Genomic DNA, 13,354 nt, shown 5'->3' with positions numbered 1-13,354 from the left:
TAATGGTAAGGTTTATAAGATTGTTATCTAATGTGCTAGCAGCATTAGCAGTTGTTTTTTTAGGTTATTGTTATTTCACTAAAAAAGGCATATTTGCCCCAGCAGCGATTCACAACGCAGAAGTTAAGATAGGCGGAGATTTTTCTTTAATTAATCAGGACGGACAGATCCTGCGCAGTAGTGATTTTAAAGATAAATACATGATGATTTTCTTTGGGTTTTCCTCATGCAAAAGAATTTGCCCTATGAACCTTGGGATAATTTCAGAAACACTTGCAAGGTTAGATGAGAAAACTAACAACAAGCTACAAACATTTTTTATCACAGTTGATCCTGAGCGCGATAGCACGGAAAGACTTAAAGAATTTCAGCAGCAATTTGACCACAGAATACAAATGTTAACTGGTGAAAGAGAAAAAATAGACGAAGTAATTGCAAAGTATAAAGTATATGCTAGCAAAGTTGGTGGAGAAGAAGAAATCAACCATTCTTCAATAATGTACCTTATTGGCCCTGGAGGAAAATATGTTACACACTTTGCAGCTGATTTAAATTCAGACGAAAGTCAATCTGATAAGATTTTGGCTGAGATCAGAAAATACGTAAACTGAATTATAGATTTTTCTGTTAATTAGTCGAACACGCAACTGCATGAGCGTTATAATTTAATCTCCATCGGGAAGACACATTGGAATGACACTATTTGCTGTTTTCAAAAATAAACATTCGTAAAATTGTGCTTTTAATATGGGTTATCAGTTTAAAAATGTTGCTAATCAGCATATATGAATGTAATATTAATTAACATTCATAAATGAAGCAATACCATGGAAAATAGTTATAATGCCGATGCAATAAAAATCTTAAGGGGTCTTGATGCTGTAAGGAAACGTCCAGGTATGTACATTGGTGACACTGACGATGGATCTGGCTTGCATCACATGGTATATGAGGTTGTTGACAACGCAATAGATGAATCTTTAGCTGGATATTGTGATAAAATTGAAGTTAGCATAAATAAAGATGGTTCAGTATCAGTAACCGACAATGGTCGTGGCATTCCAACTGACATTCATGAAGAAGAAGGAATATCAGCAGCAGAGGTAATAATGACTCAACTCCATGCTGGTGGTAAATTTGACAGTAATACCTATAAAGTTTCTGGGGGATTACATGGTGTTGGAATCTCAGTTGTGAATGCATTATCAAGCTGGTTGGAATTAACTATTTGGCGCAATAAGAAAGAACACTTTATGCGTTTTGAAGATGGTGAGTCTATTGAACCTTTAAAGGTAGTCAACGAAAATACAAACAAAAGAGGAACTAAAGTCACGTTCATGCCATCAACAGAGACTTTTAATGGCATTAATTTCAGTTACTCAACGCTTGAAAGTCGTATAAGAGAATTAGCATTTTTAAATTCAAATATCGACATTACTTTACGTGATCTGCGCAATGAACCATATACAGAATCTCATTTCAATCAGAGCAATCAATCTAAAGACAATTTTGGTACAGCAAATTTTGTGCAGTATTTAGATAAGAATAAGACACATGTAACTAAAATTGCCAGTATGAAAGGAGATGCAGACGATCTTGGCATCAGCTTGGAAATATCGATGGAATGGAATGATTCCTACTATGAGAATATGTTGTGTTTCACTAATAATATACGGCAACGAGATGGTGGTACGCATTTGGCAGGATTTAGATCTGCACTAACTAGATGTATCAATACCTATGCAACTAATGAAGGGTTTTTAAAGAAAGCAAAAGTAAATTTAACTGGAGAGGACGTTAGAGAAGGTTTAACTTGTGTTTTATCTCTTAAGATGCCTGATCCTAAGTTTTCTTCACAAACAAAAGATAAACTAGTTAGTTCTGAAGCACGTGCAGTTGTAGAAAGTATAGTTTCTGATAAATTGAGCACAATCCTTGAAACTGATCCCAAATTGGCAGCAAGCATAGTAGAAAGAGCAATCAGGTCAGCAAAAGGAAGAGAAGCTGCAAGAAAAGCGCGCGAGCTAGTTAAAAGCAAAAACAATATTGATATTGCAACTCTGCCAGGAAAGCTTGCTGATTGTCAGGAAAAAGCTCCTGAGTTATCGGAATTATTTATAGTAGAGGGTAATTCAGCAGGTGGTACTGCAAAGCAGGGGCGTAATCGTAAAACACAAGCAGTGCTTGCCTTAAGAGGAAAAATTCTAAACGTAGAACGTGTAAGTTTAGATCGTATTTTTTCATCTGCAGAAATAGGCTCTTTAATCACTGCAATTGGTGCTGGAATAGGGAGTGAACACTTCGATATTGAAAAAGCTAGATATCATAAAATTATCATCATGACAGATGCAGATGTTGATGGTTCACATATAAGAACTTTGATTCTAACTTTCTTTTTTAGACATATGCGTGAAGTTATTGAAAAAGGTTACTTATACATAGCACAGCCACCCCTCTATAAAGTTACAAAGAATGCCAAAGACACTTATATTAAAGATGACGAAACTTTTGAAGAGTATATAATAAACTCAGCAGTTAAAAGATTAACACTAAGTGGTACAGCTACAGAATTTAACGACTTGCGCCTTATTTTGAATAAATGCGTTAGCATTTCTAATATTAGCAAAAATTATGATAGAGAAATACCACAAAATCTCCTAGAGTCATTGCTAATTTTAAGCAAAAAGAATGCTCTATCATCGGCTGATGAGATATTAAAGTATTTAAAATTAATGTACAGCGAATACACTTGGGAAGTAGAAATAAAAGATGAAGAAAAAGAAATTCACATCTCTAAATTGTTTCAAGGATTGGCAGACAAATATATATTTGCACTTAGTATGCTTGAAGGCAAAGATATGCAAAGCATATTAAGTTTGCTTGATGGTATAAGTAATTTATTTAATGGTGATTCATTTTTAAAGTCACAAGAAACTGAAATAAGAATCACTTCTCCAAGTACGCTTGCAAAAATAATAATGGACTATGGTAAAAAGGGTTTAACTCTGCAGAGATTTAAAGGTCTTGGTGAAATGAATGCTGATCAGCTATGGGATACTACGTTAAATCCTGAGGCTAGAACTTTACTGAAGGTTGAAATAAAAGATTGTGAAGAAGCTGATTCCATATTTTCAATACTAATGGGTGATATAGTTGAACCACGCCGTGATTTTATTAATAGCAATGCACTCAACGTGCATGATGTTGATATTTGAACTTTTAGCAAAATGTACGAACGTTACGGGTTTAAGCAAAGACTGTGTCATTCAAGTAGCTGACACTGGTTCCTTTATAACGGTGTCATTCCAGTGCTTGACACTGGAATCCAGGTTGCTCACAAGCAAACTAGCATAGAAAGTGGTTACAACGTTTTCGATGAGATTGCAGAAAGGCTGGATTCCAGTGTCAAGCACTGGAATGAAAGCAGTCCTACGTCATGCCGCGATTCATTCGCGGTATCTCTAGATCCCGCTAACAAGCAGCGGGATGACGGTTGTCAGGGTGTCTCCCACTACCTTCTCCTGTCATCCCAGTGCCTCCCTCCCCTGTCATCCAAGTAGCTTGACACTTGTATCTTTATGATGTGAGGCATTAGAGCTAAAATACCTCACAGGGAGGGTGAAGCTGATGCGACGCTAATGCCATTAAGGCCGAATCCCAGATTTTGCTTCCCTCCCATAGAGTTATAGCTCTTCTCATAATAATCCAAATAAGGTAAGAATGGATTTATGGTAGAGGGGTTTGTATGCCAGCAGCGTATAGTTACGACTTAAGGAAAAAAGCAATGGAAGCATTGGATGAAGGAGAAAGTAGAGCAACTGTTGCCAAGAGATTTAAAATTGGAAAAACGACTTTATATGAGTGGCAGAAAAGGCGTGAGGAAACGGGAGATTTTCAGTCAAAAAAGCCTGGAAGCGTAGCATAAAATTACCGACTGGAATGTCTTCACCGAATTTGCAAAAACCATGGTGGCAAGACTCAGTCAGAGATGGCTAAACTCTGGAGTCGACAAATGATTCACCGCGCACTTAAAAATATTGGATTTACAAGAAAAAAAGACCTACGGATATAAAGAAAGAAATGAAGAAAAGCGAGCTCAATTTGCAAGGGTTATAGCGACAAAACATCGTGATAATCTTGTATATATTGACCTTACCCAGAAAAAGTGGAGAGAAAGTGTGGAATGTTTTTTACAAAAAGAATGATGCATCAAATTGTTCTGGAATGCAATAGTTAATAGTGACGTTGTTTGTTATAAAAAATTTCTATGTATTCAAATATTGCAGTTCTAGTTTGTTGAGCAGAGTGTTGTGAAGTATCAATAAGTATTTCTCTTTTCAATGAGCTAAAGAAGCTTTCTGCAACAGAATTGTCGTAACAACAGCCTTTATTACTCATCTATATTCTTTACAGCTAAGAGATATTGATACCCTTGCGCAGTATATTGTGAACCTTGGTCACTGTGCAGCAGTAGATTTTTAACAGGTTTACGCTTGTTAACGTCCATTAATAAAGAGTCCATAACCAATTGTTTATTTATTGAACTGCTCATTAACTACCATGCGTGAATATAGATCGATTATTGTTGCCAAATATAGCCATCCTTCTTTGGTTTTTATATAAGTAATCCCATACTTTATTTGGTTGATCGACAATAAAGTTTTGGTCTAATATATTGGGAGCTACTGTCCGTTTGTTGTTTCTTAATTTTAAATTTTCTTCTCAATATAGCCTGAATACCATTTTTCTGCATAATACTTTGCACTGTTTTTAAGTTGCAACTTTTACCCAAAGCCTTTAATTCAGCATGAATTTTAGGAGCTCCATATCTACATTTAGAAGCTTGATATATTTTTTGAATATCTGCTAATAACTCTTTATTTGCTGATTCTCTACTGCTTATTTTCCTTGTAGTCCACTTATAGTAGCCACTAGCAGAAAATCCTACATAATTCCTGTACTTTATAGCAGTTACTATATAAAAAAATATTTTACTCTTTTTGACTGGCCAGGGCTTTTTTTAAAATGTCTCTTTCTCTTGTTACTTTTGCTTTGTAAATCAAACCTCTCTTTGTCGTAAGGAGCCATGTTACCTCTACCTGGAAATGCATCTGCTGCCGACTTTTTTTCGTTGTGTTTCTTTATCCATTTTCCTAATAAACCACCCTTTATTCCTAAATCTCTTGCTATTTTTGTAATTGTTTGACCTGCCTTTCTTTGTTCATTTGTCAGCTTAACAGCTTCCAATTTGAATTCTGCTGTATATTCTCTTCTATTTGTCATATTTTGAAAAAACGTTTTATTTTACTCCAAAAACGTCTTAACTTTCTCTCTACTTTTTCTGGGTAAGGTCACTATTTGTTAAGTAATTTACACTTCAGAGTTTATCTGCTTTAAAGTTTACTCTATTCTGTTTCAGCATTTGTCATAAATCCTTAATTATTTCTGACTTTTTAGTTCAGTTTTTAACCATTCTTTCCTTAACTTAATGGCAGTGACAATAAGCCTATCTATCATTCTGATGTGATTTCAGTTTTGTTTACGTGCAAACTCTCTAATCCCACCTTGTAGTTAGGATAAATTAGAGAGACATTAAGATCTTTTTTAATTTTAACATTACTTACTCTCTTTGATCCTAAATAAAAACTCTGTGCATAATCTGGTAACTCAATTGGTTCTGGAGGGCTAACATTGAGAAGTTTGGTTGCATATATTACCACTTCAGATTGTGTAGTGGGTAAATCGTCTGCACAATTGTATATTTCACCAGGTTTTATGTTTTGCATGGAAGAAAATAAAATATTTGATATATCTTCAACGTGAATACGAGAAAAAAAATGCCCTTCTTTTTTCACATTTCTTGCTTTGCCAAGCTGCAAGTCAATTAACACGTTCCTACTAGGGCCGTATATTCCAGCTAAACGAAAAATATGTACAGGCAATCTGCTATTCAGCCACTTCCTTTCAGATTTAAGGCGCTTTTCTCCTCTGATTTCTATAGGTTTTGTTTCAGATTCCTCATTCACCCAATTACCAGAGTGATCACCATAGACGCTAGTTGCAGACAAATAACCAAGCCATTTTACATTTTGCAGGCAATCACCGTATCTCTCCACAACATCATCGCCATCTGGAGGAATAGAAATTAAAACGTGCGTTGCGCTTTTAAGCAGATCTTGACTAACTTTCTCATAATTAAAGAGGATTACATCTTGTATATTTTTACTTCTTGATGTGCCACTAACTTTCCAACCTAAGTTCAGTAGTTTTTTCGATAAAAATTTAGCTACATATCCATAACCAAAGCAAAACAAGTGCATGAAAATTAATTTTTAAAATTCTTCTTGATAAATTCTACTCCTAATTTTATTCCCTCTTCATTAATAATATGCCCTAATGCATGAATTGGGTGTCCTTCAACATTTACTCCATTTTCTTTCAGAGCTTTAACCGCTAAGTCGAGGGACGAAAAAGGTACCACGTCGTCAGCATCACCATGGATAACACATATGTTAGGTTTTGACTTGATCTCTGGTGCAGTTTTTGAAGGTGAAAGAAATCTACCAGAGTATGCAACAACTGATGCACAGGATTGAGAGCGGGTGAGAGCTGTATGTATTGCAAGCATTGCTCCTTGAGAAAATCCAACTAAAGAAAGTTGCGTATCTTTTAAATTAAGCTCCTTTAATTTTGTATCAATGAAATGATTTACAATTGATGTAGCATTTTTTACTCCATTATATAGCGCTTCCTCACTACGATCTTCCAAGCTGAACCACTGATAACCATCACCTATTTCTCTTTCAAACGGAGCATTGGGTACTGCAAAATATGAACCCAGTAAAAACTTGCTCATAACTTTAGCAAGGTGAATGAAATTATCGCCACTTGAGCCCCAACCATGTAAAAAAATAATCAAATTTTTCTTATTTCCGCCTGCACAAATTTCTGGGCCTTTAAGTTCAATCATTTCTTTTCCTTTTGCGTTTATATTTTTATTTAACACTAATTTTCAAATTTGTAAAACCAATGTGCAATTACGTTCCCGATACTACAGATAAAGTAACTTAGGTTCATCGACGATTTGAAAAACCGTCATTCCGCTACTCGTTAGCGGCTGAGATACCGCGAATGAATCGCGGTATGACGTAGGGAAAACCTTAGCTATAAACCTCAGAAATAAGAAAACAAACTAGAAAAAATACCTCACTATAACTGCAGCCTTAAGCAACGTACCTTATTTATTTACGAAAACTGGTATAAATGCTATGCAAGTAGCTACACTACTTGCATGGCATCAATAATTGACCTCGACTTACCGTCCAACTAGAAAGTTGTATATAGAATGACAGAAATCCAGATGTTATTTATTTACTTTCGATCTTTTCTATCAATTTTTTAACTAAGCCTCTTAGCTTTTTACTGGATTCATCAAGCTCTTGAATCTGCGAGCTATGCTCTTTCATTAGTTCCTTATAGTTACCTCTTATGTAGTCAATCATTTCCTTCATCTGAGCAATCATCTTGTTAACATCCATACTGCCCAAATCAGGTATCATGCCAGGCATAGCCCCTTCTAACATACCGCCAGCCATAAGCTGCTGAGACATTTGCATAAATGGTTTTAAAGTCTGATTAAGCAATTCAGGATCCTTGGCTAATTTTTCTATTTGCTCTTTGCAAGTATCCATATACTGCTTCATAAATTCATCTTCTTGCCCTTTGTCTATCATAATTATAACCTACCTAAAAATACGTGTTCTTTATTATATATTATTTTAAAATTAAAAACAATACAAAATACCTGTCACAATTGCATTAATACTTTTTAAATAATAAAAAATGCTCCTTTGCTTATAAAGGGTCACATACCTTCTTTAACCATTCCTTATCTTTTACGCTATTTTCTAAGTTTTTATAGACAAATTGATGGTAGCCATTTATCCATTCAATTTCATCCTTAGTAAGCATTTGCACATTTATTAGTCTTCTATCATATGGAATAGAGGTCAGTTGTTTAAAGTTTAAGAAGCCATTCTCTTGCCTGTCAACATATATCAGATTTTCAATTCTTATTCCATACTCTCCCGGAATGTAATAGCCAGGTTCGTTGGAAAGTATCATCCCTGGCGTGAGTTTCACTTTATTACTTTTTGATATTGCTTGTGGTCCTTCGTGTACTGATAGGTAACTTCCTACTCCATGCCCTGTACCATGCATATAGTCCATTCCAAATTTCCATAAATGCGTACGTGCCAATATATCCAATTCTCCACCAGTAGTGCCGGGGGGAAAGATGACACTTGCTATAGCAATGTGAGCTTTCAACACTATTGTATAGTGGATTATTTGCTCATTGGTCGGATTACCAACTACTACAGTTCTTGTCACATCAGTTGTGCCACTAAGGTATTGGCCACCAGAGTCAATCAAATATAGTCCATTTTTCTGAATTACCTTATTCGTCTTACTGCTTGCACGATAGTGAATTATTGCACCATTTTCATTAAATGCGGAAATTGTTGGAAAGCTCAATTGTTTAAACAAATTCTGCTCTTTTCTGTATTCTAAAATCTTTTCTTCAGCTTCAAGTTCTGTACCAACATTATTTTCAAGCCAAGATAGAAAATTTGTAACTGCCACTCCATCTCTGATATGCGCATTTATAGCCCCAGCTATTTCAGTTTGGTTTTTTGCTGCTTTATAAATTAGACAAGGATCTTCTCTCTCAGCTACCTGTTTATCTTTTATTACAGCCATGATACTCATTGGAGTTGTGCTTGGATCCATGACTATTGAATTTAGCTTGTGCAGCGAATTTTCTAGCTCACTAATATCAAAAATATTTATATGATTGCCTAAATTTGCTTCTATAGTTGAATGTTCTTTATCTTGAATAAACAAATTAACATTACCGCTTTTATACAATATAGCACGGCCCAATATACATGGAGTGTATTTAGCATTTTCATTTCTTAAATTTAATAACCATGAAATTGAATTTGGATCAGTTAAAAGCACTGCTTCAGCTTCTTTATCTATGCTTTTGGCAACTTTTTCACATTTGTCCTTACTACTTTCACCAGCATGTTCAATAGAATGTAAAACCACTGCTTGTTTTCGATAGTCACTTTTTTTTCCAGCTAAACAGGGTATTAATTTACAGATATTCTCATACTTTCTTATATCTTCTATGGTAAAATATTGCAAATAATAACCTAGTGAGGCAGTCGATGTTAAGTTTGCTTTTATCCATTCGCGTGGATCCTCTTCTTGTATATTATATACTTGAAAATTGCCCTGATCGAGCTGATTGTGAGCTTGTGTGATATAGCGTCCATCCGTAAAAAATGGGCACTTGTTGTTTTTTGTAACAATGAGCAGCCCATTTGTTCCTGTGAAGCCACACAGCTTTGTTAGCTCCTCTGAATACTCATTTAAATATTCATCTTTGGTGTGCAACATAAACGCCTCAGCATTTATTGCACGCATAAAAGAACGAAATTCTTCGATTTTTGACATAGAACACCTCACACAAAATTAGCAGCCACTTTCGTTTTCCTGTTTCTCAAATACACTAATATGCTCACTATCGCTGCAGGAGTGATGCCTTGTATTTGCTTTGCAATGCCAATCGTCGCTGGTTTTATCGTCTGCAACTTTTCTATTACTTCACTTGACAGGCCTTTAACTTGTGAATAGTTAAAATCAATTGGAATTTGAGTGTTAATTTCCTCTCGTAAAAACTTCATATCCGCTTCTTGTCTTATTAGATAAGGTTTGTATTTTGCTTCAATTTCAACCGCTTCGCATATTTCATTCTTAGTTATGCTACCCATTGCGGTGCCATCCCAGCGCGTGATGCTGCTTAACTCCGGCCATATTTCTTGTAATTTATTCCAGTCGATGTTTGGATAGCTAAGTAAATCTAGTGCCGTTTTTCTTATCCCATCATAAGATATTTTGATACCATAAGACCTAAGCTGCTCAGGAGTAATCGTCAGACTCCCTAACTTCTCTTCAAGCTGCTTAATGGATTCAAGTTTATTCTGTAAAACAGAGTATCTCTCATGCGAAACAAGGGAAATATCATAACCTTTTTGTGTTAATCTTCTATCTGCATTGTCTGACCTGATAGCTAGCCTATATTCTGCACGTGAGGTAAATAATCTATAAGGTTCGATCACCCCTTTGGTGACTAGATCATCTATCATTACGCCGATATATGAGTCTGTGCGATGAAGAACAAAGCTTTCTTTTTTTTCAGATGCAGAGAGTGCTGCATTAATTCCGGCAATAATTCCTTGCCCTGCTGCTTCTTCATATCCAGTAGTGCCATTAATTTGGCCAGCAAAATATAGGCCTTTAATTTTCTTAGTTTCAAGAGTATGGCTTAGTTCTCGTGGATCAATATAGTCATACTCAACTGCATATCCAGGTCTTAGTATTTCTGCATTTTCAAGTCCCTTGATACTCTTTATCATTTCACACTGCACTTCAATAGGCAATGAATTTGAAATTCCGTTCGGGTATATAGTATCATCATTCAGGCCTTCTGGCTCTAGAAATATTTGATGACTACTTTTTTCTGCAAATTTTTTAACTTTAACTTCAATTGATGGGCAGTATCTTGGTGCAACAACGTCATCTAAATATGAAGAAGCTGACCTGTGGAGATTTTCTCTGATTATTTTATGCGTGTTTTCATTAGTATGGGTAATAAAGCATGATACCTGAGGTTGGTTAATTTTTTCTGTTAAGTAAGAAAACGGCACAGGTGGGTTATCACCCACTTGTTCTTGCAATATTGACCAGTTTATAGTGCCACGATCGAGCCTTGGTGGAGTTCCGGTACGCAGTCTACCTAATTTGAAATTATATTTCTTCAACGTATTTGCAAGTTCTACGGCAGACTTATCTCCCATTCTCCCTGAAGGAGTTGCTTGCTCTCCTATATGAATCACACCTTGCAGGAAAGTTCCTGTAGTTAAAACGACTTTGCTTGTCAGTATATGCTCCCCTGAGCTTGTTATTACAGCTTTAATGCACAATTCTCCATTGTTATTACTCTCTATAAGAAAATCGTCAACCGACTCTTCTTTTACCGTCAAATTATTATAATTTAGAATAATTTCCTGTATTGCTTGCTTGTATAATTTTCGGTCTGCCTGTACACGCGGGCCCCATACTGCTGCACCTCTGCTGCTATTTAAAATGACTGAGTGTATACTTGCTTGATCGATTGCTCTTCCCATTATTCCATCAAGAGCGTCAACTTCCCTGACTACAACACCCTTTGCAACTCCTCCGATTGCTGGATTGCAGGACATTTCCCCTATAGTTGAAATTTTATGAGTTATAAGCAGCGTGTTTGCACCAAGGCGAGCTGCAGCAGCAGCAGCTTCGCACCCTGCATGACCACCACCTACTACTACTACATCATATTTATGCATGCCTTCTTGAGTAATTCTTACTCTACTAATATTCTAACTATTAGCGGTTAATGTCAAATTTTACAGTAATTAACTATTTCAATCATCAGTGGCCAATGTATAGCTAACTCACGTCATACCGTCACGGTATCTCTAGATCCCGCTAACAAGCAGCGGGATGACGGTTTTTCAAATTATCGGGTTTTAGTGGGGCGAGCGACCAGGATCGAACTGGCGACATTCAGTACCACAAACTGACGCTCTACCAACTGAGCTACGCCCGCCAAGATATAAAATTTCTAACATAAGAGCGCAAATAGTCAATTGATTATTTAACTCTCTTTTTGCAGAGGGTTTTAAGTTTAGCCAATAAATATTTTCATTGATACTTTTACCATTATAGTTAATCGTATTGACACTAATGAAGTAGTGGTATGTTTAAAAGTATTTTCACATTTAGTTTTTTTACGGCTATTTCAAGGATCTCAGGGTTAATAAGGGATGTATTAATTGCTACGGTTATTGGTGCGAACTCTCTTGCAGACATATTTTTTTCTTCGTTTCGCTTTGCCAATCTATTTCGAGCATTTTTTGCAGAAGGAGCGTTCACTACCTCATTCATACCGTTATATTCGACAGAATCATATGATAATAAAAAGGCATTTAATTTTGCAAGTAGTGTAATATCCATTACGTTTATTATCTTAGTAATTTTTTGCCTTATTATGCAAACTTTCTCCCCTTATATGATTCAAATTTTTGCTCCTGGATTTGACCAAAGTAAGTTTACCCTTACTGTTACTTTATCAAGAATTATGATGCCCTACATAATCTTTGTTTCAATTGCATCACTTATTGGTGGAATGCTGCAAGTAAAGCAGCATTTTGCTTCAACAGCTATTGCACCAATTGTTTTGAATCTCTGTTTAATCATCAGTTTATCTGTGCCTTACGTAAAAACTCCAGCGCACAACCTTTCTATAGCTGTGCTGATAGGAGGAGTTTTTCAATTGTTGCTGATGCTATTTAGTGCATACAAGTTAAAGGCAGCTTTTTCTTTTAGCCTTGAATTAAGCAATGAAGTAAGGTTGTTTTTTAAGCGTGTGGTACCTGCAATTATCAACAATTGTGTAACTCAAATAAGCTTATGGATTGATACAATCATGGCGAGTTTTATACCAAATGCGGTGTCCTATATATATTATGCCGATAGACTAAATCAACTACCGCAGGGAATAATCGGTACTGCAATTGGTACAGTGCTTCTTCCTTTAATTTCAAAACAGGTGGATAATACTGAAAATATAGTCAAAATACAGAACAAGGCTCTCAACATAGGATTAATGTTAATTATGCCAACAACTGCTGCCTTTATCATTATTCCCGACATAATTTTACTTACGCTTTTTTCTTACGGCCGGTTTGATCATTATGCAGTGCAGCAAACTGTTCCCACTTTAATAGCATTTTCTCTTTCTTTACCTGCATTTATTATAAATAAAGTATTGCTACCTACATTTTTTGCTAAAGGCAATCTGAAAATACCAACCATATTTTCGCTAATGTGTCTTGGAATTAATGTAGTGCTAAACCTTTTGTTAATGAACGAGTATCAGCATACGGGGATTGCTATTGCTACTTCCGTTTCCACTTGGATAAACTCTATTCTATTAATTAGTTATTTAACAATAAATAAAATGTATAAGGTTAGCCAAGCGTTATTGTTAAATGTCATGAAAATTTTTGTAGCAACGGCAGTCATGTCAATAGCCCTTTATATTTTTAATTCTTTGTTGGCAGGATTATTTTTTGATAAAATGTTGGCTCGTATTGTTTATTTAACGACTTTAATAGCTTTGAGTGTTATTGTTTATTTTGGTATTCTCTATTTAATATTTAAGGGAAACTTTAAGCATGTGTAA

9 protein-coding genes, 1 tRNA gene and 2 pseudogenes are annotated in these 13,354 nt (G+C 35.6%); 5 read left to right on the top strand and 7 right to left on the bottom strand.

The genetic code is table 11. The annotated features are described in order from the left end of the window. Positions 1 to 2 precede the first annotated feature (2 nt). The 4 genes and pseudogenes from OPR39_RS05155 to OPR39_RS05140 all read left to right on the top strand — a co-directional run. Positions 3 to 611, top strand: coding sequence for an SCO family protein (locus OPR39_RS05155; RefSeq protein ID WP_015588836.1), 609 nt, complete (start codon positions 3 to 5; stop codon positions 609 to 611). Between the two features lie 216 nt (positions 612 to 827). After that, positions 828 to 3,215, top strand: coding sequence for a DNA topoisomerase (ATP-hydrolyzing) subunit B (gene gyrB, locus OPR39_RS05150; RefSeq protein WP_141456810.1), 2,388 nt, complete (start codon positions 828 to 830; stop codon positions 3,213 to 3,215). A 93-nt stretch (positions 3,216 to 3,308) separates the two neighbouring features. Then, complete coding sequence (locus OPR39_RS05145) at positions 3,309 to 3,560, top strand: hypothetical protein (protein WP_174516921.1); 252 nt, start codon at positions 3,309 to 3,311, stop codon at positions 3,558 to 3,560. A gap of 185 nt (positions 3,561 to 3,745) precedes the next feature. Continuing rightward, positions 3,746 to 4,151: pseudogene (locus OPR39_RS05140) on the top strand (IS630 transposase-related protein); the annotation flags it as partial. Between the two features lie 39 nt (positions 4,152 to 4,190). Here OPR39_RS05140 and OPR39_RS07475 read toward each other — a convergent pair. The 7 genes and pseudogenes from OPR39_RS07475 to OPR39_RS05095 all read right to left on the bottom strand — a co-directional run bounded on the left by OPR39_RS07475 (position 4,191) and on the right by OPR39_RS05095 (position 11,716). Next, positions 4,191 to 5,283 (bottom strand): annotated as a pseudogene (locus tag OPR39_RS07475) (IS3 family transposase). Positions 5,284 to 5,513: 230 nt separating this feature from the next. Next, on the bottom strand, positions 5,514 to 6,320 hold the full coding sequence (locus OPR39_RS05120) for an SDR family oxidoreductase (RefSeq protein ID WP_015589324.1): 807 nt from the start codon (positions 6,318 to 6,320) through the stop codon (positions 5,514 to 5,516). Positions 6,321 to 6,325: 5 nt separating this feature from the next. Further along, positions 6,326 to 6,970, bottom strand: coding sequence for an alpha/beta hydrolase (locus OPR39_RS05115; protein ID WP_015589325.1), 645 nt, complete (start codon positions 6,968 to 6,970; stop codon positions 6,326 to 6,328). A gap of 397 nt (positions 6,971 to 7,367) precedes the next feature. Next, positions 7,368 to 7,733, bottom strand: a complete 366-nt coding sequence (locus OPR39_RS05110; protein WP_064125381.1) for a hypothetical protein — start codon at positions 7,731 to 7,733, stop codon at positions 7,368 to 7,370. A gap of 121 nt (positions 7,734 to 7,854) precedes the next feature. Beyond that, entirely contained in the window at positions 7,855 to 9,522 is a 1,668-nt protein-coding gene (locus OPR39_RS05105) for an aminopeptidase P family protein (protein WP_015589327.1), read from the bottom strand. 8 nt (positions 9,523 to 9,530) lie between these two features. Then, positions 9,531 to 11,453 carry a tRNA uridine-5-carboxymethylaminomethyl(34) synthesis enzyme MnmG gene (mnmG, locus tag OPR39_RS05100; protein ID WP_141456648.1) on the bottom strand — a complete coding sequence of 641 codons (1,923 nt, stop codon included), beginning with the start codon at positions 11,451 to 11,453 and terminating at the stop codon, positions 9,531 to 9,533. A gap of 187 nt (positions 11,454 to 11,640) precedes the next feature. Beyond that, positions 11,641 to 11,716 (bottom strand) — tRNA-His (locus tag OPR39_RS05095). Positions 11,717 to 11,866: 150 nt separating this feature from the next. On the opposite strand from OPR39_RS05095, the gene murJ reads away from it, so the two are divergent. Then, on the top strand, positions 11,867 to 13,354 hold the full coding sequence (gene murJ / locus OPR39_RS05090; RefSeq protein ID WP_265039299.1) for a murein biosynthesis integral membrane protein MurJ: 1,488 nt from the start codon (positions 11,867 to 11,869) through the stop codon (positions 13,352 to 13,354).

This window comes from Wolbachia endosymbiont (group A) of Yponomeuta plumbellus (genome assembly GCF_947251575.1).
Taxonomy (GTDB): domain Bacteria; phylum Pseudomonadota; class Alphaproteobacteria; order Rickettsiales; family Anaplasmataceae; genus Wolbachia; species Wolbachia pipientis.
This window is presented reverse-complemented; position numbering and strand designations above follow the sequence as displayed.

Coding starts and splice junctions, on each gene's coding strand:
- mnmG (WP_141456648.1), bottom strand. CDS start 11,453: ATGCATAAATATGATGTAGTAGTAGTAGGTGGTGGTCATGCAGGGTGC.
- OPR39_RS05155 (WP_015588836.1), top strand. CDS start 3: ATGGTAAGGTTTATAAGATTGTTATCTAATGTGCTAGCAGCATTAGCA.
- OPR39_RS05120 (WP_015589324.1), bottom strand. CDS start 6,320: ATGCACTTGTTTTGCTTTGGTTATGGATATGTAGCTAAATTTTTATCG.
- OPR39_RS05105 (WP_015589327.1), bottom strand. CDS start 9,522: ATGTCAAAAATCGAAGAATTTCGTTCTTTTATGCGTGCAATAAATGCT.
- OPR39_RS05110 (WP_064125381.1), bottom strand. CDS start 7,733: ATGATAGACAAAGGGCAAGAAGATGAATTTATGAAGCAGTATATGGAT.
- murJ (WP_265039299.1), top strand. CDS start 11,867: ATGTTTAAAAGTATTTTCACATTTAGTTTTTTTACGGCTATTTCAAGG.
- gyrB (WP_141456810.1), top strand. CDS start 828: ATGGAAAATAGTTATAATGCCGATGCAATAAAAATCTTAAGGGGTCTT.
- OPR39_RS05115 (WP_015589325.1), bottom strand. CDS start 6,970: ATGATTGAACTTAAAGGCCCAGAAATTTGTGCAGGCGGAAATAAGAAA.